The organism is Leisingera sp. ABM4_101 (genome assembly GCF_056158725.1).
The window spans coordinates 3,135,003-3,157,299 of the sequence record NZ_JBSWTV010000002.1 but is presented as its reverse complement, the minus strand read 5'-3'; the positions used below and the strand labels follow the sequence as shown (position 1 = coordinate 3,157,299).

The 22,297-nt window shown below is 63.8% G+C and carries 16 protein-coding genes and 1 tRNA gene; 10 read left to right on the top strand and 7 right to left on the bottom strand.

What is annotated here, in order from left to right:
* Positions 1 to 140: 140 nt before the first annotated feature.
* From ACXAEK_RS16570 to ACXAEK_RS16525, 10 genes are all read left to right on the top strand, one after another.
* Positions 141 to 1,364 carry an aminotransferase class V-fold PLP-dependent enzyme gene (locus ACXAEK_RS16570; RefSeq protein WP_475043554.1) on the top strand — a complete coding sequence of 408 codons (1,224 nt, stop codon included), beginning with the start codon at positions 141 to 143 and terminating at the stop codon, positions 1,362 to 1,364.
* A gap of 24 nt (positions 1,365 to 1,388) precedes the next feature.
* On the top strand, positions 1,389 to 2,810 hold the full coding sequence (locus tag ACXAEK_RS16565; protein WP_475043552.1) for a cryptochrome/photolyase family protein: 1,422 nt from the start codon (positions 1,389 to 1,391) through the stop codon (positions 2,808 to 2,810).
* 82 nt (positions 2,811 to 2,892) lie between these two features.
* Positions 2,893 to 4,098, top strand: coding sequence for a class I SAM-dependent methyltransferase (locus ACXAEK_RS16560; protein WP_475043550.1), 1,206 nt, complete (start codon positions 2,893 to 2,895; stop codon positions 4,096 to 4,098).
* Between the two features lie 29 nt (positions 4,099 to 4,127).
* On the top strand, positions 4,128 to 4,568 hold the full coding sequence (locus ACXAEK_RS16555) for a TrgA family protein (protein WP_475043549.1): 441 nt from the start codon (positions 4,128 to 4,130) through the stop codon (positions 4,566 to 4,568).
* Positions 4,569 to 4,597: 29 nt separating this feature from the next.
* Positions 4,598 to 5,722 (top strand): NUDIX domain-containing protein, encoded by a 1,125-nt coding sequence (locus ACXAEK_RS16550; RefSeq protein WP_475043547.1) that lies wholly within the window; start codon positions 4,598 to 4,600, stop codon positions 5,720 to 5,722.
* A gap of 67 nt (positions 5,723 to 5,789) precedes the next feature.
* Positions 5,790 to 6,824, top strand: coding sequence for a cysteine synthase A (locus ACXAEK_RS16545; protein ID WP_475043545.1), 1,035 nt, complete (start codon positions 5,790 to 5,792; stop codon positions 6,822 to 6,824).
* Positions 6,821 to 9,268: a DUF3772 domain-containing protein gene (locus ACXAEK_RS16540; RefSeq protein ID WP_475043543.1), complete on the top strand. Its 2,448-nt coding sequence runs from the start codon at positions 6,821 to 6,823 to the stop codon at positions 9,266 to 9,268. The genes ACXAEK_RS16545 and ACXAEK_RS16540 overlap by 4 nt, the downstream gene beginning before the upstream one ends.
* A complete protein-coding gene (locus ACXAEK_RS16535; RefSeq protein ID WP_475043542.1) occupies positions 9,255 to 9,980 on the top strand; it encodes an alanyl-tRNA editing protein in 726 nt (241 codons plus the stop codon). The genes ACXAEK_RS16540 and ACXAEK_RS16535 overlap by 14 nt, the downstream gene beginning before the upstream one ends.
* An 81-nt stretch (positions 9,981 to 10,061) precedes the next feature.
* Positions 10,062 to 10,151 (top strand) — tRNA-Ser (locus ACXAEK_RS16530).
* Positions 10,152 to 10,987: 836 nt separating this feature from the next.
* On the top strand, positions 10,988 to 13,216 hold the full coding sequence (locus ACXAEK_RS16525; RefSeq protein ID WP_475043540.1) for a Hint domain-containing protein: 2,229 nt from the start codon (positions 10,988 to 10,990) through the stop codon (positions 13,214 to 13,216).
* A 94-nt stretch (positions 13,217 to 13,310) separates the two neighbouring features.
* On the opposite strand, the gene ACXAEK_RS16520 is transcribed toward ACXAEK_RS16525, so the two are convergent.
* The 7 genes from ACXAEK_RS16520 to ACXAEK_RS16490 form a co-directional block, all read right to left on the bottom strand.
* Positions 13,311 to 13,892 (bottom strand): nucleotidyltransferase family protein, encoded by a 582-nt coding sequence (locus ACXAEK_RS16520; protein WP_475043538.1) that lies wholly within the window; start codon positions 13,890 to 13,892, stop codon positions 13,311 to 13,313.
* Between the two features lie 250 nt (positions 13,893 to 14,142).
* Positions 14,143 to 16,560 (bottom strand): GcvT family protein, encoded by a 2,418-nt coding sequence (locus ACXAEK_RS16515; protein ID WP_475043537.1) that lies wholly within the window; start codon positions 16,558 to 16,560, stop codon positions 14,143 to 14,145.
* 108 nt (positions 16,561 to 16,668) lie between these two features.
* The gene (locus ACXAEK_RS16510; RefSeq protein WP_475043536.1) at positions 16,669 to 18,303 is read right to left on the bottom strand and encodes an MFS transporter; all 1,635 of its coding nucleotides are present in this window, start codon (positions 18,301 to 18,303) and stop codon (positions 16,669 to 16,671) included.
* Positions 18,300 to 19,610, bottom strand: a complete 1,311-nt coding sequence (locus ACXAEK_RS16505; RefSeq protein WP_475043534.1) for an HlyC/CorC family transporter — start codon at positions 19,608 to 19,610, stop codon at positions 18,300 to 18,302. The genes ACXAEK_RS16510 and ACXAEK_RS16505 overlap by 4 nt, the downstream gene beginning before the upstream one ends.
* Positions 19,611 to 19,684: 74 nt before the next feature.
* Positions 19,685 to 20,626: a site-specific tyrosine recombinase XerD gene (locus ACXAEK_RS16500; protein ID WP_475043532.1), complete on the bottom strand. Its 942-nt coding sequence runs from the start codon at positions 20,624 to 20,626 to the stop codon at positions 19,685 to 19,687.
* 1 nt (position 20,627) lies between these two features.
* Positions 20,628 to 22,151, bottom strand: a complete 1,524-nt coding sequence (locus ACXAEK_RS16495) for a hypothetical protein (RefSeq protein WP_475043530.1) — start codon at positions 22,149 to 22,151, stop codon at positions 20,628 to 20,630.
* The gene (locus tag ACXAEK_RS16490; RefSeq protein ID WP_475043528.1) at positions 22,141 to 22,290 is read right to left on the bottom strand and encodes a hypothetical protein; all 150 of its coding nucleotides are present in this window, start codon (positions 22,288 to 22,290) and stop codon (positions 22,141 to 22,143) included. The genes ACXAEK_RS16495 and ACXAEK_RS16490 overlap by 11 nt, the downstream gene beginning before the upstream one ends.
* Positions 22,291 to 22,297: the final 7 nt, after the last annotated feature.

The window sequence follows — 22,297 nt, the reverse complement described above, 5'->3', positions numbered from 1 at the left end:
CCGTTTGCGCTTCTGCCTTCCTTGGAGTGATTCCGGCTTGCAGGGCCGCGGGTGATCCCTCAATCCTTGTGCGGGAAGGCGGTGAGGCCCGGGAAGCTGCCAAACACCGGCGATACCCGTAGCTGAGGAGAGGCAACAGAATGACTGCATTGGATATTGATTTCGTCCGGACCCAGTTTCCGGCCTTCAAAGAACCCAGCCTGCAGGGGCAGGCGTTCTTTGAAAACGCGGGCGGATCCTACACCTGCCGCCAGGTTATTGACCGTCTCACCCGGTTCTACACCCAGCGCAAGGTGCAGCCTTATGCGCCTTACGAGGCTTCCCGCCTGGCCGGCGCCGAAATGGACGAGGCCCGGTCCCGGCTGGCCGCGCTGATGGGCGTCACAGCAGAGGAGCTGAGCTTTGGCCCTTCGACCACCCAGAACACCTATGTGCTGGCTCAGGCCTTCCGCCGGTTCATGAAGCCGGGGGAGGCGATCGTCGTCACCAACCAGGACCATGAGGCCAACAGCGGCCCCTGGCGCCGCCTGGCGGAAGAGGGGATCGAGATCCGCGAATGGCAGATTGACCCGCAGACTGGCCATCTGGACACTGCCCAGCTGGAAAACCTCCTGGATGAAAACGTGCGCCTGGTCTGCTTCCCGCATTGCTCCAACGTGGTGGGGGAGATCAACCCGGTCTCCGAGATCACCGCCCTGGCCCATGCCGCGGGTGCCTTTGTCTGCGTCGACGGGGTTTCCTATGCGCCGCACGGGCTGCCCGACCTGGACGCGCTGGGCGCTGATATCTACCTGTTCTCCTCTTACAAAACCTATGGCCCTCATCAGGGCATCATGGTGATCCGCAAAGCGCTGGGCGAGTTGCTGCCAAACCAGGCGCATTATTTCAACGCGGATGTGCTCTATAAACGCTTTACCCCGGCAGGCCCCGACCATGCCCAGGTAGCGGCCTCGGCCGGGATGGCGGATTACTTCGAGGCGCTGGCCGCGCACCACGGGCACAGCGGCACCGCGGCAGAAACCGGTGCCTTTGTCCACGACCTGATGCGCGCGCATGAAATCCAGCTGCTGCAGCCGCTCCTGGACGCGGTGAAGGACCGCAACGACATGCGGCTTTTGGGGCCTTCTGCCGCGGAAAACCGCGCGCCCACTGTTGCCTTGGCGCTGAACCGTGCCGCCGCCCCGGTGGCTGCGGCCCTGTCAGAATACGGCATTATGGCCGGCGGCGGTGATTTCTACGCCGTCCGGGCACTGGAGGCGATGGGCGTTGATCCAAACCAGGGCGTGCTGCGTATGAGCTTTACCCACTACACCTCCAAGGCAGAGGTGGCAAAGCTGATCGAGGCCTTGGACCGGGTTCTGTAACGCGGACGGGATAAGGAAAACAGTATGAACAGACGTCCGGTGGTCTGGTGGATCCGGCGCGATCTTCGCCTGTGCGACAACCCGGCGCTGACGGCTGCTGCCGCCGGTGGTGCGCCTGTGCTGCCGGTCTATATCCTCGACGGGCAGGAGGAGGCGCTGGGCGCCGCGCCCAAGTTCCGCCTCGGCCTGGGGCTGGAGCATTTCGCGCGGGAACTGGAAAAGGCCGGATCGCGCCTGATCCTGCGCCGCGGCAAGGCGATGGAGGTGCTGCGGGAGCTTATCAGTGAAACCGGGGCAGGGGCTGTGCATTGGTCCCGCCTCTACGACCCGCAGGCCATCGCCCGCGACACTCAGGTCAAGCAGCTTCTGAAAGACCAGGGCATAGAGGCCAAATCCCACGGCGGACGCCTGCTGTTCGAACCCTGGACGGCAGAGACCAAGACCGGCGGCATGTTCAAGGTCTACACCCCGTTCTGGAAGGCGGTGCGGGGCCGCGATGTGGACAGCCTGCTGCCGGCTCCCGCCACTCTCCAGGCACCGGACAGCTGGCCAGCGAGCGCCGAACTGAAGGATTGGCACATGGCCGCCGCCATGCGTCGGGGCGCGGATGTGGTGGCCCGCTATTGCCGCGTGGGCGAGGCCGCGGCACGGGACCGTCTGGACGAATTCCTGGAGAACGCGGTTGATGCCTACAAGTCCCGCCGCGACTTCCCGGGCGAGGACGCGACCTCCGGCCTGTCGGAAAACCTGGCCTGGGGCGAAATCAGCCCGCACCGCATGTGGCATCTGGGCCGTGCCGCGCTGGAGCGCGGCAGCCAGGGCGCAGAACACTTCCTGAAGGAAATCGTCTGGCGCGAGTTTGCCTATCACCTGATGTACAACTCGCCGCATATCCTGGCGGACAGCTGGCGCGGGGAGTGGCAGGCTTTTCCCTGGTCGCAGGATATCACACCGCAAGTGCAGGCCTGGCAGCGCGGCCAGACAGGCTACGGCTTCATCGATGCCGCCATGCGCGAGCTTTACGTGACGGGCAAGATGCACAACAGGTCCCGGATGATCGTGGCAAGTTTCCTGACCAAGCATCTGATGACGCACTGGAAAACCGGGATGGACTGGTTTGCGGACACACTGGTGGACTGGGACCCGGCCTCAAACGCCATGGGCTGGCAGTGGGTGGCGGGGTCCGGCCCAGATGCCGCCCCCTTCTTCAGGATCTTCAACCCCAGCGGCCAGCTGGAGAAATTCGACCCCGCAGGCATCTACACCCGCCGCTGGATCGCCGAGGAGCAGGGACAGCAGCCGCAGACAGCGCTGGACTTCTTTGACGCGGCGCCGCTGTCCTGGGCGCTCTCTCCAAGTGATGCGCGGGCCTGTGCCATGATTGATCTGAAGGCGGGCCGCGAACGCGCGCTCACGGCCTATCACGAAATGCGCCAGAACCGCTAACGCACAGTTTTCTTGCCAGAAAGCCCCCTGCGGCCTAGCTTTTTCCCTGTAGCACGTCCTTGCCGCATACAGGGGGAAGCGAATGAAGCTCACGTCCGTTGAGGGCCAGAAAGACCTGCCGCGCTATTTTCCGGCAGTATTTGCCAAGGTCAGGGCCATGGAGGTCGGGCAGCTGGATATCCATCTGCCGGACGGGCGCATATTTACGGCCAAAGGCCGTAATCCCGGCCCGGCGGCCGATCTGCATATTCATAACCCGGAGTGTTTCGCCCGGCTGATCCGCGAGGGCGATCTGGGCTTTTCCGATGCCTACCTCGAAGGCTGGTGGAGCACCTCCGACCTGCAGGCCTTTATGGATCTTGTGCATATGGGGGCCAATACCGTCTATGACGGCTTCCCAGGACAGGGGCTGGCGCGCGCCTATGAGCGTTTCCGCTTCTGGCTGCACCGCAATCATCGCAAGCAGGCGAAAAAGAACATCTCTTATCACTATGATCTGGGCAATGATTTCTACGGCCTGTGGCTGGACGACACGATGACCTATTCCAGCGCTCTGTTTCGCAGCGGCCAGGACAGCCTGGAGAAGGCGCAGACCGCCAAATATGCCTCCATGGTGGATCAGATGGGCGTGCAGCCCGGCGATCACGTTCTGGAAATCGGCTGCGGCTGGGGCGGCTTTGCCGAATATGCCGCCAAACAGCGCGGACTGCGTGTGACCGGCCTGACCATTAGTGAAGAACAGCTTAACTATGCCCGCCAACGTATGGAAAAGGCAGGGCTTTCCGACCGGGTGGAGCTGCGCCTCCAGGATTACCGTGACTGCCGCGGCCAGTTTGACGGCATCGCCTCCATTGAGATGTTCGAGGCGGTTGGCGAAAAATACTGGCCCGCCTATTTCAGCACCATCCGCGACCGGCTGAAGCCCGGAGGTAAGGCCACGCTGCAGATCATCACCGTTGCCGACCGCCGCTGGGAGATCTACCGTAAAGGTATTGATTTCATTCAGAAACATATCTTTCCGGGCGGCATGCTGCCATCCCCAAAGATCCTGCGCGATCAGGTGGAGCGGGCAGGCCTGGGAGTCGTGCGCTCAATCGAATTCGGCGACAGCTACGACCAGACTCTGCGGCGCTGGCATGACACATTCAACGCCCGCTGGGACCAGATTGCCCGCATGGGCTTTGATGAACGTTTCCACAAAATGTGGAACTTTTACCTCACTTCCTGCGCCGCTGCCTTTAAGACTGGCAATTGCGACGTGACGCAGATTACAGTTGCTCATCGCTGATTGAACTGCCTGCACGGATCTAATCTGACATGCCCAACGGTGCCCGACTGACCGCCGCCATCTGCCTGGCACTGGTTGCGTTCTTCGTTTCTTTCCTGGTCATGCCGCTGATGCCCGAAGGCACCGATTTCGGCTATTTCGTGCATGTGAACGTGATCTTGGGCCTGCTCTGCGGCTGGATCTTCATGGGCAAGCGCGCCGGTCGCGGCCTGGTGCCCGCCATCAACAACGGGCTGACCGGCATGGTGGTCATGGTGCTGTGGGCGCTGTTCATCCAGGGCGCCTGGGAAATGTTCCGCCTTGCCATGCGCCACCGCTACGGCGGCCCGTTTGAGGCGCTGTCGCAGATTTTCGTCATTGCACTGGATTATTTCTTTGTTATCGCTGTGCCATCGGTGCTGGTGCCGCTGGTTGCCGGTGGTGTCCTGGCCGGGCTGGCGACCGAAAACGCCTCCCGCCGCTGGCGCTGAAAACATTCATTAACAACAGGTTGCATTCCGTGGCTGATCTTTTCTTCTTTGGCACGCTGCGCCATCGCCCCTTGCTTGAACTGGTGCTGGACCGCAGCGGCCAGGCACTGAACGCCCAGGACGCGATCCTGCCGGGCCATGGGATCTATCAGGTGGTCGGGCAGCCCTTTCCCGCCATCGAAGCACGCGAGGATGCCACCGCGCAGGGGCTGCTGGTGCAGGACCTGTCGCAGGCCGATCTCGATGCGCTGAACTTTTATGAGGGCGGTTTCGGCTATGCGCTGAAACCCGTCCGGGTGGAGCTGGCCGATGGCGGCACCGCCCCGGCTGAGGTCTATTTCCCGGAGCCCGGCCTGTGGCAAACCGGGGCGCCCTGGGATCTGGCGGACTGGGTGGATCAATGGGGCGCGCTGTCCCTGCGCGCGGCCGGGGAGGTGATGGCGTATTTCGGCCGGATGAGCGCGGCGCAAGTGGCCCAGTCCTTCCCTGCAATCCGCCGCCGGGCCGCCTCCTGGCTGGAAGCTCAGGCGCGGCCTGCAGATCAGACGCGCGACCTGTCCAGGGATGTGGTCGTCCACAGCCATACCCGCGCTTACTTGAACTTCTTCGCGATGGAGGAAATGGACCTCCAATACCGCCGCTACGACGGCAGCCTCAGCCCGGTTGTCAATCGTGGCGCGGCGATGGCAGCCCATGCGGCTGTGGTATTGCCCTATGATCCGGTCCGCGACCAGGTTCTCCTGGTGGAGCAATTCCGCGCACCGGTCTTTATGGCCGGCGACACCCGCCCGTGGATGTGGGAACCGGTGGCGGGCCTGATCGATCCGGGCGAAACGGCTGAGGACACCGCGGTCCGCGAGGCGCAGGAAGAGGCCGGCGTCAGCGTTCTGCGGCTGGAACCGGTGGCGCAGGTTTATCCTTCCAGCGGCGCGCTGACTGAATTTGTTCACGTTTTCATCGGGATATCGGACCTTTCTGATATCAATGGCGGTGGCGGACTGGCGGGGGAAGGCGAGGATATCCGCAGCCGGATCCTGAGCTATGATGAGCTGATGAAGGGCGTGGACGGGCAGGTTTACCAGGACATGCCGCTGGTCGCCGCAGCGCTGTGGCTGGCCCGGCACCGCGGGCGGCTGCGGCACAAGGGGTATTGAACGCTTCCCGCCTTGTGATCATCTGAACCCTTGGATACACCTTGGGGGAACGATCGAAAGGGATACCATGCGCATTGCACGCGATCTGGCTGATGCCATCGGCCACACACCTCTTATCCGCCTGAACCGTGTCAGCGAAGAGACCGGCTGCGAGATCCTGGGCAAGGCGGAATTCATGAACCCGGGCCAGTCGGTCAAGGACCGTGCGGCGCTTTACATCATCAAGGATGCCATCGCCCGCGGCGAGCTGAAGCCGGGCGGCACCATTGTCGAGGGCACCGCCGGCAACACCGGCATCGGCCTGGCGCTGGTCGGCGCTTCGATGGGTTTCAAGACGGTGATCGTGATCCCCGAGACCCAATCGGAAGAGAAAAAGGACATGCTGCGGCTGGCAGGCGCCCAGCTGGTCCAGGTCCCGGCGGCCCCCTACCGCAACCCTAACAACTACGTGCGCTATTCCCAGCGACTGGCGGATCAGCTGGCCAAAACCGAACCCAACGGTGCCATCTGGGCCAACCAGTTCGACAATGTGGCGAACCGTCAGGCCCACGTCGAAACCACCGGCCCGGAGATCTGGGAACAGACCGGCGGCAAGGTCGACGGTTTCGTGTGCGCGGTCGGCTCCGGCGGTACCCTGGCAGGCGTCGCCGAGGCGCTGCAGCCTAAGGGCGTCAAGATCGGCCTCGCCGATCCGCTGGGGGCGGCACTTTATTCCTATTACACCACGGGTGAGCTGGCCTCCGAGGGCAGCTCCATCACCGAAGGCATCGGCCAGGGCCGGATCACCAAGAACCTGGAAGGCTTCACGCCTGACTACAGCTATCAGGTTCCGGACGGCGAAGCGGTCCCCTATGTCTTTGATCTCCTGCATGAGGAGGGCCTGGTGCTGGGCGGCTCCTCTGCGATCAACATTGCCGGCGCTGTGCGTATGGCCAAGGATATGGGCCCGGGCAACACCATCGTCACCGTTCTGTGCGACTATGGCACCCGCTACCAGTCCAAGCTGTTCAATCCGGATTTCCTGCGGGAGAAGAACCTGCCGGTGCCGGAGTGGATGACCCACACGCCCGCGTCGATTCCCGGCGTATTTGAGGACGTATGACACCCATTATAACCGCTTTGCGGACTGTTTTTCTGGGGCTGGCCTTTATGGCCGGCCTCGCTTTGCCTGCTCTGGCGCAGCTGAACGCTGAATCCAGGGCGATTTATCAGGACTGGCTCAAGACCGCCAACCGGGCGGAGGAAGTGATTGACGCCAGACGGGCCTCCAGCGCCGCCTTGGAAGCGCTGCGCAAAGAGCTCACCACCTACCGGCAGAATTTCCTGGAGGCGCGCACCGATAACGGCGACCGCATCCAGACGCTGGAGGGCCAGCTGAACGCGCTTGGCCCGGCACCGGCCGAGGGCGAAAGCGAGCCTGAGGACATTGCCCAGCTGCGCCGCTCGCTGGAGCAGCAGTTGAAGGACCTCAAGGTGCCGCGCATCGTCTCCGAGGAGGCCTACAGCCGCGCCAACGGCCTGATCACCGAGATTGACAAGATCATCCGTGAGCGCCGCACCCGCAAGCTGCTTGAGCGCGGACCGTCGCCGTTCAATCCGGAAAACTGGGCGGGGGCCTGGCGCACTCTCAGCCGCTCCGGCAGCTCGCTGGTAAATGAAACCACGTCCCGCGTGGGCAGCGCGACCACGGCGGAACGGGTGCAAAACAGCTTGCCCGCGCTGCTGCTTCTGCTGCTGATTGCGGCGCTCCTGGTGTTCCGCGGCCGGCCCTGGGCCCATGCGGCAGGCGATTACCTGCGCCAATTCGGCAGCAGCGGCCGCGGTGTCTGGGGCTTTGTCGTGTCCCTGCTGGAGGTGATTCTACCCTTCATTGGCATCATCTGCCTGGTGGCAGCGGTGGATCTTTCGGGAATTCTGGGCATCCGCGGCTCCATCCTGCTGGATTTCGTGCCAGGCTGGGCGCTGCTGATCCTGTCGTTCCATTGGCTGGGCAACCAGCTGTTTTCCAGCCGCATCGAAAATGATCTGGTGCCGGTGCAGGAAGGCCGCCTGAACGAAACCCGGCTGATGGTCGATATCCTGGCGGTGATCCTGGTCCTGCAGGACGCGCTGTCTCAGCTGGAAAACATCGAAAGCATCCCGCCAGAGGCCCACGCCGTCGCCAGCTTCCCGCTGATCATGGGCGCCGCCCTGGTGCTGCTGCGGCTGCACCGCATCGGCGCCAAGCGCCGCCAGGTCAAAAGCGGAACCGAAGCCGAAGAAGACGGCGCCATTGCTGCCGGCGCCAACCGCATCATGACGCTGGTGCGCCGCGGTACCTACCTGCTGGGGTTTGTTTCTCCGGTGCTGGCGGCCTTTGGCTATGTAAACGCGGCTGAGGCGCTGATCTACCCGGCGGTCTCCACCCTGGCGCTGCTGGCGGCGCTGCTGGTGTTTCAGCGCTTCCTGGGCGACCTTTACGGCTGGCTGTCGGGCAAGGGGTCCGAGGCGCGGGAGTTTCTTTTTGCGGTGATGATCGGCTTTCTGCTGGCCGCTCTGGCGCTGCCGCTGCTGGCGCTGATCTGGGGCGCGCGGGTGGCGGATCTTACGGAACTGTGGTCGCGCTTTCTGGAGGGGTTCCAGGTTGGCGATACCCGGATTTCGCCAACCGCCTTTTTGACCTTCGCCATCGTGTTCGCAGCCGGCTACGCGCTGACGCGGCTGGTGCAGGGGTCCCTGCGCAATTCGCTGCTGCCTAAGACCAATATCGACCCGGGCGGCCAGAACGCCATCACTTCCGGGCTTGGCTATGTCGGTATCTTCCTGTCCGCCGTGGTCGCTATCTCCATGGCCGGCCTCGATCTGTCTTCGCTGGCCATCGTCGCCGGCGCCCTGTCGGTCGGTATCGGTTTTGGCCTGCAGACCATCGTGTCGAATTTCGTCTCCGGCATCATCCTGCTGATCGAGCGCCCGATCTCCAAGGGCGACTGGATCGAGGTCGGCGGGCTGATGGGTTATGTGCGCGACATCTCGGTGCGCTCCACCCGGATCGAAACCTTCGACCGCTCCGACGTCATCGTGCCGAACTCCGACCTGATCAGCGGAACCGTCACCAACTACACCCGCGGCAATACCGTGGGCCGGGTGATCGTGCCGGTGGGCGTGGCCTACGGCACCGATCCGCGCAAGGTGGAGGCGATCCTGAACGAGATCGCCAAGGCGCATCCTATGGTGCTGCTGAACCCTGCGCCCTCGGTGGTGTTCCAGGGCTTTGGCGCCGACAGCCTGGATTTTGAAATCCGCGCCATCCTGCGCGATGTGAACTGGGTGCTGTCGGTGAAATCCGACATGAACTATGAAATCGCCAAGCGGTTTGAGGAAGAAGGGATCGAAATTCCCTTTATGCAGCGCGATATCTGGATCCGGAACCCTGAGGCCCTGACCGCGTCCAAACCGGCCGCCTCGGGGCAGGCTGCAGCAGCCGCTGCGCCGCTGAAACCGGACCTGGAAGATCTGCAGCAGGACGCGGGCGATGATGCTGATGGAGATGGCGATGCCGACAAGTGATAAACTGTTCCTGAAAGACGCCTATGCCCGCATGACTGAGGCGCAGGTGCTGGCCCATACAGACCAGGGCGGGATCATCCTTGACCGCAGCCTGTTCTACGCCACAGGCGGCGGCCAGCCCGGCGACAGCGGCCAGCTCTTGTGGGGCGATGGCCAATGCACCATCGCCACCACCGTCAAGGGCCAGGACGGCGCTATCGTGCTGGTGCCGCATGAGGGTGAGGTACTTCCCGAAGAAGGCACCACCGTCACCCAGGTTCTGGACTGGGACCGCCGCTATGGCCACATGCGCATCCATACCGCGTTGCATCTGTTGTCGGTGGTGATCCCGCTGGAGGTCAGCGGCGGCTCCATCAGCGCTGAGAAGGGCCGGCTGGATTTCAATATGCCCGAGGCGCCGGAAGATAAACAGGCGCTGCAGGACCAGTTGCAGGCGCTCATCGACCGCGATCTGGAGGTGACAGAGGACTGGATCACTGACGCCGAACTGGATGCCAATCCGCAGCTGGTGAAAACCATGTCCGTCTCGCCGCCGCGCGGGGCAGGGCAGGTGCGCCTGGTGCGCATCGGCACAGCGGATGAACAGACCGACCTGCAGCCCTGCGGCGGCACCCACGTAAGGCGCACCGGCGAAATCGGCCGCATCCGCCTTGGAAAGGTTGAAAAAAAGGGCAAGCAGAACCGCCGCGTCTACCTGCATCTGGAGCCCTGAAAAAGAATAGGGGCCGAGGTGCATTTTTTGCCATTTCGGCCCTTGCAATTCCCCCGGCAATCCTTCAAAAGCCCCCTCAACGGAGAGGTGGCCGAGTGGTCGAAGGCGCACGCCTGGAAAGTGTGTAGGCGGGAAACCGTCTCCAGGGTTCGAATCCCTGTCTCTCCGCCATAATCACAGCATGACAAGTATTTTGCCGGATGTCGGCTGCATCGCGTTTGCCAGACAGTCTGTTCGCAGCCGCGTGCTCGTGATTGCCAGAAGCCTGTATCAGCGGACTGATGCCGGCGGATTGAATAAACTCTTCAGTGTTATTTACTTTCCGCTGCGGCTGCGATGATCTTCCGTACAGGCTGAGCGATTCGAATGCGCGCAGTCCTGTTTTGGCCTGGAGAGGAAACAAAGACTGCAAAAGCCTGTGATTGGCTGCAAATCCAGTCCATTTCCCCAAACGCTGACCCGGCGGCAAGCGGAAAGAAGGCGCTTTCGCCTTAATTTCCGGCTGTTTCAATTTTGTAAACAATTCCAGCGCGGAACGCCTTGTTTTCGGAGTTCGGCGCGGATTTTGTGCTTTTGCCTTCGGAATTGCCTGTGATTGTGGAAACAATTCTCCCCTCTCAACCTTTGTTTTGGGGACTGTTCCGCGGTCCGGTGTGCTCAATGCGGGGAATTTTAGGCAACTTTTTGGCTTTGTGGCCCGAGGTACCTAAAGTATGCATGTTTTAGCCCATTTGGGGGGGCGAGTTCTGCGAGCTGCTGGACTGTGGTGGACTGCTAAAATTTAACTTAAGTCCATGTGCTGCTGAGAAGCGCACACCGCTGATCCGATAGCTTTAGGTAATCGGCTGCGCGCTGTTTCGGTGCGCACTCCAGTCCGCTTGCGCGGTCTGGCCCTCTTCCCGCATGGGCAAGTGTATTGACTGCGGGGTTCCGCATTTCTGTGCGGCTGTCCGGCTGGCCCGAAAGTTGGGGCTTGGGGCCAGACCGGTGAGGAGAGGGTAAAGACAATGAGTGGCAATAATCCGAATCCGGGGCTGGACGGAATTGTAGAGGGCACCGCGGGCGACGACCTGATCGACGCGGCTTACACCGGTGATCCCGAGGGCGACATGGTCGACAACGGCGATGCCATCGACCCGGCTGCAGGCCCGGACGATGATGTCATCATCGCAGGCAGCGGCAACGACAGCATCTATGCCGGTTCGGGCGACGACACCGTCGACGGCGGCAGCGGCGATGACCTGATCCTCGGCGACGGCGTCTCCGGCGCTAATGAACCGGTCAAGATTACCATTTCCTCGACCAGCGCGACCTTCCAGAACCAGGTGTTTGCCTACATTATCGACCCGGAAACCGGCGCCATCAGCAATGTGGTTGTGCTGTCGCAGGATGCCAATTCGGATGTGGGCCAGACCTATACCTATGACGCGCCCGAAGGCGCGGTTGTCGGGGTCGGTATCATCAGCCCCCATGGCACCTACTATTCCTCCGGCTACGGCGCCAACGCCGGCTTGAACCCGGACGGGCTGGACCACACCAAGGGGATCTACCAGTTCCCGGACGGCTCTGTGCAGCTGGGTTTTGAAGACCTGCGCAACCTGGGCGACAAGGACTTCAACGACGTCAAGGTGATCGTTGATCTGGGCACCTCCGGCACCTCGCTGGACACTGCGCATTTCGACTATTCCTCCGACCCCTCCGATCCGGTTGTGCCCGGCGACGACAGCCTGACCGGCGGCGAGGGAGACGACACCATTCTCGGCGGCGGCGGTGAGGACACCATTGACGGCGGCGACGGCTCCGACTCGGTTGAGGGCGGCGAGGGCGATGATGTGATCGACACCTCCAAGGACAGCGGCATCCCGCTGCCCGACCGCGGCTTTCCGGGCTATACCGGCACCGATCCCGATATCCCGTTCATCCCGGCCGATGCCGATCCCTATGACGACCGCGACACCGTTCTGGGCGGCTCCGGCAATGACACCATTTCCACCGGGGATGATGCCGACCTGATCGACGGCGGCACCGGTATGGATGTGATCGACGGCGGTATCGACGACGACACCATCGACGGCGGCTCCGGCGCGGATGAGATCACCGGCGGCGAGGGCTCTGACTCCATTCTTGGCGGCGGCGGTGCCGACACCATCTATGGCGGTCTGAACCCGGCCTTCCCCGATGGGCTGAACATCACCGATGACGGCAGCGACGGCCGCCCGGCTGACCCGGACCCCACCAACGGGATGGACACGATCGACGGCGGCGCGGGAAATGACCTGATCTTTGGCCAGGACGATGACGACGATATCTCCGGCGGCTCCGGCGATGACACCATCGACGCAGGCATCGACGACGACATCGTCAGCGGCGGAGCAGGCAATGACCTGATCACCGGCGGCCAGGGCGCCGACACCCTGTCGGGCGGTGCAGACCGCGATACCTTCCTGGGCGGCAATGACGGCGATGTTGTGGACGGTGGCTCCACCGGCGACGACTTTGACACGCTGGACCTGTCCGGCACCGGCCCGTTTGAGCTGGCCGATGTGACCGTCGACGCCGATGGCAACAGCCTGTCGGGCACCGTCAACTTCCTCGACGGCGACGGCAATGTGACTGGCTCGATGCAGTTCGGCGAGATCGAGCAGATCATTCCCTGCTTCACACCGGGCACCCTGATCGCAACCCCGATGGGCGAGCGCAAGGTCGAAGACCTGAAAGCGGGCGACCGTGTGATCACCCGCGACAACGGCATCCAGGAGATCCGCTGGATCGGCACCCGCACCTTGGAAGGCAAGGCGCTGGCGTCTGCCGCACATCTGCAGCCGGTGCTGATCCGCCAGGGCGCCCTGGGCAATGGCCTGCCGGAGCGTGACATGATGGTCAGCCCCAATCACCGGGTGCTGGTCGCCAACGACAAGACCGCGCTCTATTTCGAGGACCGCGAGGTTCTGGTGGCGGCCAAGCACCTGACCGGGCTGGCCGGCGTCGACCGGGTGGAGACCTCCAAGGTGACCTATATCCACTTCATGTTCGACCAGCATGAGGTTGTGCTGTCCGATGGTGCCTGGACCGAGAGCTTCCAGCCTGGCGACCAGAGCCTGCGCGGCCTGGACAATGCGCAGCGCAACGAATTGTTCGAGCTGTTCCCGGAGTTGAAATCGGAGCAGGGCCGCGCGGCCTATTCCGCGGCGCGCCGCTCCTTGCGCAAACACGAGGCGCATCTGCTTGTGCATTGAGAGATGCAGCTGCTGTTTTGGGGGAAACGGCAGACAAGAGCGAAGCGCAGGAAGGCAGGGCCTTGTGCCCTGCCTTCTCTGTTTTTTGCAGGAGTCAGCGGCTGCGGCGCCAGGCGGCCCAGTCTTCAGGCGTATCCAGATCGGTCAGCGCGCGGCTGCCGGGCAAAGCCACGGTGCGGACCGTTTCGGATTTTAGGATACTCCGGGCGCCTTGATCGCCGCTGAGCGATTTCAGGGCGCCAAAACAGCGGCGGGGAAACAGGACCGGGTGGCCGGGGCTGCCGTCCTCTGCTGTGGCGCGCAGAACGGGGCTGTCCGGCCCGGAGAAATGCGCGGCGAGCGACAGCATGTCCTGGGTTGTGATTCCCGGCATGTCGGCAGGCAGGATCATCACCGCCTGTATTTGATCCGGCAGCGCCGCGGTGCCGCGGCGGATCGAGGCAGACATGCCATCCTGCGCGTCCGGAACCTCAACCGCAAGGGCCGTTCCGGTTGCTGCGGCCCGGGGGTGGGACAGGCTGGGCAGGGTCACATAGACCGGCAGTCCGGTCAGCGCCGCGCGGCGGCTCATCAGGGTAAGCAGGGGCTGGCCGTCTACATCCTCCATCAGCTTGTCGCGGCCCCGCATCCTGGATGAGGCGCCGGCGGCAAGGAGGAGAATGGCGATGGCGGTCATGACTGTTCGTACCTCGGCTTTTGCCGGGCTGATGGGTGCCTCCGGCGGGGATATTTTTAGCCAGAAGAAGAGGGGGATCCAGTGAAAGCCGCATAGGTCAGCAGGGTTGACCAAATGTTTCGCGCGCGAAACATTTGGGTGTGGTCGCTGACGTATGTGTTGCGCAAGTTCCGCGGCGTCAGCGTGCGCTGCTGTGGCAACGGGAGGGATTCAGGTCAGGCAGGCTGACCTGAATCCGGTGTTTTTTGGCTCAGCCGCGCATCCGGGCGCCATCGGCGTCAAACAGCGGGTCGCTGATCAGCCGGGCCTTGTACATCTTGCCGAGGATTTCGATCTCCACCTCCAGGCCAGCCTGGGCACGGTCCGTGGGGACAAACCCCAGCGCGATGGATTTCTGCGCGTGGTGCGAATAGCCGCCGGAGGTGCAGAACCCCACGACCGCGCCGTCGAGCCAGATCGGCTCATAGGCGACCACATCGGCGTCGTCTGCCGCGACCTCAAACGCGCAGAGCTGGCGGGCGGGGCCAGTTTCGCGTTCGGCCTCGGCGGCGGCGCGGCCGATGAATTCCGCCTCCTTCTTGAAGGAGATGAAGCGGTCGAGGCCTGTTTCCGCAGCTGTGTAGTCGGGCGAGAATTCCCGCAGCCAGGAGCCGAAGAACTTGTCCAGACGCAGGGACATCATTGCCCGCATGCCAAAGGGTTTCATGCCGTGCGGCTGGCCTGCGGTCCACAGCGCGTCCCAGAGGGCGCGCTGACTGGGAAGATCGCAGTAGATCTCATACCCCAGATCGCCGGTGTAGCTGACGCGCTGCACGATGCAGTCGGCCATGCCGACGGTGAGGCGGCGCACATCCATGAAGCGCATGTCCGAGATATCGGTGCGGGTGCAGGCCTGCAGCACCTCGCGGGCCTTGGGGCCTGCGATTTGGAAACCGTTACGGGTGTCGGAGATGTTTTCGAGGGCAACACCATCGTCCAGATTTTGCAGGAACCAGCGCATGTGGTAGGCCTGCGAGCCGTAGGAGGCAGTGAGCTGGAACTCCTCTTCCGAGAGGCAGGAGATGGTGAAATCGCCAATGAGGCGGCCCTTGGGGGACAGCATCGGAGTGAGCGACAGGCGGCCCGGCTGCGGCACCCGGCCTGCCATGATGCGGTCGAGCCAGGCGCGGGCGCCGGCGCCTTTGATCAGGTATTTGCCGAAGTTGTGGACCTCGTTGATGCCGACGTTTTCGCGCACGGCTTTTACTTCGCGTGCGGTGGCCTCGAACGCGTTGGAGCGGCGGAAGGACGGGGTCTCGTAGCGCGGCTCGTTCCCTTCGGCGAAGTAGTTCGGGACTTCCATGCCGTATTGCGCGCCCCAGACCGCGCCCATGCTGTCAAAGATGTCATACATCGGGGTGGTGCGGAACGGGCGGGCCGCGGGCAGCTCCTCGTTCGGGTAGGCGATGGAGAAGCGTTTCTGATAGTTTTCAATGACTTTGGGGCGGGTGTAGCCCGGGGTGATCCAGTCGCCGAAGCGGGCGCAGTCCATTGCGAAGGTGTCGCGCTCGCATTCGCCCTCGACCATCCACTGGGCCAGCATCAACCCGACGCCGCCGCCCTGGGAGAAGCCGGCCATGACGGCGCAGGCGGACCAGTAGTTGCGCATGCCGGGCACCGGGCCAACCAGCGGGTTGCCGTCAGGGGCAAAGGTGAAGGGGCCGTGGATCACGGATTTGACGCCTGCGGCCTCCAGCGCCGGGAAGCGTTTGTAGGCAAAGGCGATGGAATCCTCGATCTTATCGAAGTCATCGGGCAGCAGCTCGTGGCCGAAATCCCAGGGGGTGCCGTCCACCGCCCAGGGCTTGCAGGGCTGTTCGTAGAAGCCGATGCAGAGGCCGCGGCCCTCCTGGCGCAGGTAGCTTTCGCCGGCCGGGTCCATCACATGCGGATGCTCGCCGCCGCCGTCGATGATCTCGGCGATCATCGGCACCTCGTCGGTGACGATATACTGGTGTTCCATTGGGTGCAGCGGGAAGTAAACGCCGGCCATGGCGCCGACCTCGCGCGCCCAGAGGCCGCCTGCGTTGACGACGTGCTCGGCGTGGATGGTGCCCTTGTTGGTGACCACATCCCAGGTGCCGTCGGGGCGCTGGTTGGTCTCGATCACCTTGCAGTGGGTTTCAATTGTTGCGCCGCCCATGCGCGCGGCCTTGGCATAGGCGTGGGTGGTGCCGGAGGGATCGAGGTGGCCGTCGAGCGGGTCATACAACCCGCCGATAATGCCGTCCACGTTGGTGACAGGGGCGATCTTCTTGATTTCTTCGGGGGAGACGATTTCGGTCTCCAGCCCCATGAAGCGGTGCTTGGCGCGCTCCGCCTTCAGCATGTCGAAGCGTTCCTGGGTTTCGGCCAGGGTGACGCCGCCGACGTGGTGCAGCCCGCAGGACATGCCGGTGATCGCTTCCAGCTCTTTGTAGAGCTTGATGGTGTAGCCCTGCAGCGCCGCCATGTTGGTGTCGCCGTTGAGGGTGTGGAAACCGCCTGCTGCGTGCCAGGTGGAGCCGCTGGTCAGCTCTGAGCGTTCGATCAGCATGACGTCGGACCAGCCGAGCTTGGTCAGGTGGTAGAGGACAGAGCAGCCGACGACGCCGCCGCCGATCACTGCCACGCGGGTGGTGGTTTTCATGTGGGCCTCCCTGAATAGGTGTTTCCCGCATTCTGTACAGAAGTGAACAGTAGTCCAGAAGAAAAACGGCATGGCGTGCCGCTTATGGGCTGCGGGAGGGCTGCGGGGCTATTCAGAGGTGCGGAAGCGGCTGTTCTGGATGAGGAAAATTGCCGTCAGGGGGGCGGCCAGGAGAATGACGCCAACCGTGATCAGCAGCATGCCAAGCTGGGAATAGTCGGCGGCTGTAGTGACCGCGCCTGCCGAATTTGTGACTTCGCGGGTCACAACGAAGATCTCGTTCAGGTATTTGGTGCCGAGGCTGGAGGCCGAGAGCGCCAGGTTGGTGAAGGAGGCCATGACCGCAAAGAAGGTGGCCTTGAGGCCGGATGGCGCGTTGCGGGCGATCCAGGCGAGCATCGGGATCATCGCGATCTGGCCCAGCGGCGATTCCACTGCGGTGTCGACGATGGCGATGAAGCGGGCATCCACTACGCCGCCGGTCATCGCTGCGGTCCAGTGGTGGGCGCCGTAGTAGAGCGCGATGTTGGGCAGACTGAGGACGGCCTCGGTTATTGCCAGGAAGGCGACGATCCAGGCAATCGGGCGGCTGGCCATCAGCGGGCGGAAGATCAGCATACCCGCCAGCGTCAGCAGCGAGGTGATGAGGGACAGAACGGACAGGAACTGCTGGTCAAAGCCCAGCACGTCGATCTCAAACCAGGTGGCGCCGGGGCCGCGCAAGGGTGTGGCGCGGTAGACAAAGATGATGATGGCGGTGCCAATGAGGGCGCGGGCGTGGTCCACCGGCAGGACCGAGACCAGCTGGCGCATCAGAAACAGGACGATGGCCATGGAGCCTGCAAAGACGATTTCCTGCGAATAGGGCACGTCGCCCAGGCCCACGGCGAGGGACAGCGCCACAAAGGCGCCGCCGCCGATGAAATACCAGTGGTTCGGGGTGACTGGCTCCCGCGGGAGTTCGATGCGGGTGCGGATGTCGGCTTCGGACACACCGGCGCGGCGCAGCCGGGCGGCTTTGCGCCATTTCTGCCAGATTGCCAGGGCGACGCCGGACAGTGAAATCACCGGGATCAGCAGGGCGAGGGTGAAGACAAAGCCGTAAAGTGCGCCCTTGTCCGCTTGCGGCAGGGCATCCGCGCCGTCGAACAGCGCGACGTTCAGCGCGGCGGCGGCGCTGGAGCCGCCGATCAGCGCGATCCGCCCGAAGGTCTGCATGGTGGTGTGCAGGGACTTGGTTTCATCCTCGTGCAGGGCGCGGCCCTGGTGGTCGGTATGGGGCACGGCCTCCACCGACATCGCATCCGCCACCACATCCTGCAGCACAAATCCGCAAGGGGCCAGCAGGGCAGAGGTGACATACCAGGAGCCGAGCGGCATCACGGCCGCCATCATCCCGGGTTCCAGCACGATGGCGGCGAGGATGGCATAGCTGGCCGCCATCAGCCCGGCCCCTAGCAGAATCAGCAGGTATTTCCAGCGCCAGATAAGGTCGACCAGATGGCCCAGCGGCATCTTCAGCGCCCAGGGCAGGCCGACCCAGAACGCGAGGCCTGCAAGAAAAGCGGCGGATAAGTCGAGGTATTCCTTGACGAAAAAGGAGGCGGCAACGGTGGTGATCCCCTGCGCGCCATAAGCGAAATAGATCAAGAGCGGCGGCAGGAAGGACCAGCGGAGCTGACGGAACAGCTCCAGCACGATGCTGTCAAACCAGCCCCAGGCCAGCACCGCCGCACGGGTCATGAGAGCGGCCGGATTTTCAGTTCGGTCACGCGGTTGCCCTCGCGGGCGGTGACCTCGAACCGGAAGCCGTGGAAGGAGAACACCTGGCCCTTGACCGGGATCATCTGGGCCTCGTGGATGACCAGGCCCGCGACGGTGTTGGCCTCTTCATCCGGCAGGTTCCATTCGGTCGCGCGGTTCAGGTCGCGGATGGTGGTGGCACCTTCGACCAGATAGGCGCCGTCCGCGGTTTTCCTGGCGGCGTTTTCCTCTGCCGGGTCGAATTCATCGGTGATCTCGCCGACGATCTCTTCCAGGATGTCCTCCAGCGTGATCAGGCCCTGCAGGGCACCGTATTCGTCGACCACAAGTGCAAAATGCGAACGCATCCGCAGAAACTGGCGCATTTGCTCGTCGAGGGTGGTAGTTTCAGGCACGAAGTAGGGGGCCTTGGCGACGGAGGAGATATCAAAGGATTCCAGCCGCCCGGTATCGCCGCCGGCGCCGCCTGCCTGTTCATACATGGCCCGGAACAGATCCTTGGCATGGACAACGCCGATGATGTTCTCCTGCTCGCCGCGGAAGACGGGCAGGCGGGTGTGCGGGCTTTGCAGGCATTGCTCCAGAATGGTTTCCGGCTCAGCCTCGGCGTCGATCATCTCAATGTGGGAGCGGTGCAGCATGATCTCCTCGACAAAGCGGTCGGACAGATCAAGCGCGCCGAGGATACGGTCACGGTCTTCCTTTTCGACCACGCCTTCGGAGTGGCCCAACTGCAGGGCGCCGGCAATTTCCTCGCGCACCGCCATGATGTGGCTGTCGGGGTCGATGCGGACGCCGAAGACGCGCAGCACGCCGCGCACCAGCAGCCGCACGGTGCCCACAACCGGGGCCAGCAGGGTGACCAAGGCCGCAATTACTGGCGCAACGGCTGAGGCTGCTTTCTCCGCGTTGGAAATGGCGTAGGTCTTGGGCAGAACTTCGGCAAAGATCAGCACCAGAAGGGTCATCACCAGGGTGGCCAGCGCCACGCCGCCCTCGCCAAAGGCGCGGGTGAACAGCGCAGTGGCCAGCGAGGTCGCCAGGATGTTGACCAGGTTGTTGCCCAGCAGGACCGAACCGATCAGTTTTTCGTTGTCCTCAGTAACGGTCAGCGCCTTTTGAGCCCCGCGCGAGCCCTTGTCGGCCTGGGTCCTGAGCTTGCCGCGCGATGCTGCGGTCAGTGCGGTTTCAGAGCCGGAGAAGAAGCCCGAAAGGACCAGAAGCAGAACGATGGCCCCGGCAGTGGTCCAGAAGGCGCTGTCGAGTACGGTGGAGGCAGTGTCCATGAGGGTCCAGAGATCCGGTCTGTTGAATGTTCGCTGTATTTATGGGGTCTTGGCGCGTTTGCTTCAAGCGTTGCTCAGCGATCCTTGGCCAGGGGGTGATGCTCCAGCACCAGTTCCTGCAGGCGGGCGTCCAGAACGTGGGTGTAGATCTCTGTGGTGGCGATATCCGCATGGCCCAGCAGCGCCTGAATCGCCCGCAGATCGGCGCCATTGGCCAGCAGATGCGTGGCAAAGGCATGGCGCAGGGTATGCGGTGTCACCTTGTCCGGAGAGACACCGCCGGTGACCGCCAGTTCCTTGATCAAAAGGTAGAACCGGTGCCGGGTCAGGTGGCCGGACTTGCCGCGCGACGGGAACAGAAAGCGTGAGAGCGGATGGCCCTTGGTTTCGCGGGCTGCCTCGGCCTCGTCACGGGCCTGCAGCCAGACGGCCAGCGCGTCGCGGGCGGGCGGCGACAGCGGCACCATGCGTTCCTTGCCGCCTTTGCCCATGATCAGCAGCATCCGGGGATCGCCGCGGGCGGCAGAGACGGGCAGCGACACCAGTTCGGTGACCCGCATCCCGGTGGCGTAGAGCAGTTCCATCAGGCAGGTATTGCGCAGCCGGTCGGCGGTGGTGCGCCCGGTTTGGCGGGCGGCCTCCAGCAGGCGGTCGACCTCGATCACCTCCAGGGTCTTGGGCAGGCGTTTTTCGCGGCCCGGGCCGCGGATCTGGATTGCGGGGTTGTCCTCGCGCCAGCCTTCCTCAAAGGCAAAACGGTAGATCTGCTTGACCGCTGACAGGCGCCGCGCGCGGGTGGCACGTGCCAGGCCCTGGGCGTCGCAGTTGATCAGATAGGCCTCGATATCGTCCTGCCGGGCGCTGAGGAAATCCAGCGCGCGGTGCTCCAGCCAGGCGGTCAGGTCCTTGAGGTCGCGGCCATAGGCCAGCAGGGTGTTCTGCGAGGCGCCGGTCTCAGCCGCCTGGGCATCCAGAAAGGTGGAAATCCACTGAAGATTGTCGCGGGGCGGTGGCATATTACTGCGGCTCCAGCAGCATCAGCTGCAAGGCGGCGCGGCGGGCGGTGTCCTCCAGCCCGACGGCGCGGAAGGCCGCCAGCGCAGAGGTCAGATCGCCCAGGTTGCCATCGGCGCCCCGGGCAAACAGCACTATGCTGCGCAGGATTGCTTCGCCAAGCTGGCCATTGTCCAGCAGGCGGCGGATCTCCGGCGGCAGCGGGGTGCCCGGAGCAAAACCCAAGGCGATGGCCCCGGCCGCCGGCGCGGGTGCCGCTGCACTGCCGGGCCGGCCCTGGGCCAGGGCAGCCAGGAAGGCGGCGTCTTCGCCTGCGGGCTGGTTGTCATGCGCAGCCAGCTCATAGGCCGGTGACAACAGCCGGATGCGCCAGGCCAGGTCTGCGGTTTCACCGCTCAGCTCCGCCCGGGCCAGCAGCTCGGCAAAGAGGTCGGCAAAGACGGTTTCGGTTCCGGCCTGCTGCATGGCATCCCAGGCGCGGGGCAGGGATTTAGCGATAGCTTCGGCACTGCCGGAATTCAGATCGCTCTCCAGCTGCTGCACGGCTGCGACCCGGTCCCAGATGCCGCCGGAAGCCGCTGGTTTACGGGCGCTGAACAGGCCAAGATACTGGTTCGGATTGAGCGCGCCGCCGCGGGCCAGCCGTTCCGCCGCCTCCAGCTGTGCCTTCCAGCCGGAAATGTCGCGCAGGTCTGCCGCCGCAAAGGCAGGCGGCAGTGCGGCGGTTGGCATCGGCTCGCCAATAGTTTCAAACAGGCGGAACGTCAGCGGGTCTGGCGCAGACGGGCGGCGCAGCGGCGGCGCCAGCTCAAACAGGTCCGGGTTCAGGAAACGGTCCAGCAGATCCATTTCCGCCTGCGGCAGCAGTTCCAGCGCGTGGGCGGTTTCCAGCATCAGCGCGGCCGTTGGCCAATCGCTGCGCCGCGCCGCGCAAAAGATCCGGGCCGCGTAGCTGTCCGACAGATGCGGTGAGGCAGTCAGCGATGCGCAGGAGGCATCCTCGCTGCCGGTCAGCAGGGTTGCGTCGAACCAGCGGGCAAAACGCGCCTGGCTGGCGGTTGGTCCGGCCTGTTCAGCCAGCGCCTGGGCGGCATCGGTCGCCCCCAGCGCAAACAGCCGGTCAAGCCGTGCGAGCAGGATCTGGTCCTTAGAGGCCGAGGGCGGGCGGCTTTCAGAAAGCAGAAGCGTAAACAGCAGCGCCTGCATGGCGGGGCTGCCGCGCACTGGAACGGTTTCGATGAGATGGGCGATATCCGCGGCACTGCTGCCGCGCCACAGGTCGGCAGGAAGACCGGTCGCAGAGGCAGGCACCAGCCCGACCGGCGGCAGCAGCGCCTCTAGCGGGGTGACGGAGACTTGGGGCTGCGCGGCGGTACCGGCCACCGGCGGTTCCAGCAACACGGTGCCCGGCAGCCCGCTGCGGGCGGGGGGCTGGTTTAGCCACTCGATGGCGGCCAGCGGTTCATTGGCTAAGGCGCTGCCGGCCAGGGTCAGACCGGCGGCAGCGGCAGCGGCCTTAATCCGCATTCAGCACCACCGGCTTGCGCACCTCGGCGCTGGGGGCGCGGAAATCGGCGCCGAACCAGGGCCCGACATAGGCATAGCCCACCAGCCCGATACCAGCCAGAACCGTCAAATAGACCAAATACTTAATCAATCTTCCCATGGTTCAT